This window comes from Paraburkholderia atlantica (assembly GCF_009362785.1).
GTDB classification, from domain to species: domain Bacteria; phylum Pseudomonadota; class Gammaproteobacteria; order Burkholderiales; family Burkholderiaceae; genus Paraburkholderia; species Paraburkholderia atlantica.
This window is the reverse complement of the sequence record NZ_WHNQ01000210.1, coordinates 1-883: the sequence shown is the minus strand read 5'-3', so window position 1 is coordinate 883 and position 883 is coordinate 1. Positions and strand designations below refer to the sequence as shown.

Here is an 883-nt window from a genome sequence, read left to right as displayed (position 1 = left end):
CGCGAAACGCTTCATCTTCCATCGTTGGTACATGCACGGCGGACAGGTCGCCGGCTCGCAGTGAACGCACCAGCTTGATCGCGTCGCGGCGGTCCGTCTTGACGCGCTCACCCGGCTTGCGTGGGATGAGCGATGGTGCGCACACCATGCAGTCGAAGCCTTTGTCGATCAGTCGTCGATACAGGCCGTAACCGCATGGGCCGGCTTCGTAGACCACGCAGATGTGTCGTGCTTTGCATCGCAGCCGTTTGCATAGGCGATCAACTTCGATCTGTGTCGTACCGATCTTGCCCAGCAATTCTACGTCGCCCATATCGACCGAGTAGGCAACCATGATTGAATCCTTGTGAACGTCGAGCCCTACGTACAACGTGCTATCGTCGTGCATGCTAGCCTCCGTGCCGGAAACAGACCGTTGAGCGGCGGATCCGTCCCCACTCAATGCGGCTCTGGCAGCCATGCTAACCCGCGCTTACATCCGCACGGCGGCTAGCCTCGCCTCACAGGGAGTCATACTGACTTGCTGATACCCAGCAGGTTCGTGCGGCCGCCCGTGCTGTATTGTGGGGGCACGAGTCCAATGGACGCTGCGAAGTCCCGACTGCTCGCATACTGCTTGCCGTCGCCGATCTCGGCGGCAAGCACGCTTGCGGTGACAGGACCGACACCCGGAATGGAGAGAAGACGTTGACCTAGATCGTTGTCGGCCAGCTGCATCGCCAGTTCGCGGTCAATCTCTCCGATTTGTTCGCTGAGATATTTGAAATGAGCATGCAGGCGCTCGAGCGTTGTGATCAGTCGCGGTGGCAACGGGTGCTCGGATAGCACAGCAGGCAAGCGTCTGATTACCGCATTGCCCACGGGCAGACTGATCCCGAGTTCG

Annotated in this window: 1 protein-coding gene and 1 pseudogene; both read right to left on the bottom strand. The window is 59.7% G+C overall.

Annotated features, from left to right (window positions below):
* The coding region (locus GCT19_RS42315) for an IS110 family transposase (RefSeq protein WP_152855115.1) at positions 1 to 388 on the bottom strand (388 nt) is incomplete at its 3' end.
* Between the two features lie 131 nt (positions 389 to 519).
* Positions 520 to 883, bottom strand: a pseudogene (locus GCT19_RS42310) (transposase); the annotation flags it as partial.